Genomic DNA, 278 nt, shown 5'->3' with positions numbered 1-278 from the left:
ACCGTTGACACAACTCGCCTCATATGAGGACGCCGGCAGAAGCGGGCTCAACCTTGATGGGCGGCCCGGTCTGCAGCAGCTGCTGGCTGATGTTGAGAGCGGGCACGCCGATTTCGAAACGGTTGTCGTTTACGATGTGAGCCGCTGGGGGCGATTCCAGAACGTTGATGAAAGCGCTTCCTACGAATTCCGATGCCAGATGGCAGGGGTGCGAATCGAATTTTGCGCCGAGCAGTTTGCGAATGACGGTGCGTGTTTCAGTAAGTCCCGGACACCGG

Annotated in this window: 1 protein-coding gene; it reads left to right on the top strand. The window is 58.3% G+C overall.

Annotated features, from left to right (window positions below; translation table 11 throughout):
* A partial coding sequence (locus DH10_RS35925; RefSeq protein WP_192385959.1) for a recombinase family protein occupies positions 1–278 on the top strand: 278 nt, incomplete at both ends.

The organism is Mesorhizobium silamurunense (assembly GCF_014843825.1).
Classification (GTDB): Bacteria; Pseudomonadota; Alphaproteobacteria; order Rhizobiales; family Rhizobiaceae; genus Mesorhizobium; species Mesorhizobium silamurunense.
This window is presented reverse-complemented; position numbering and strand designations above follow the sequence as displayed.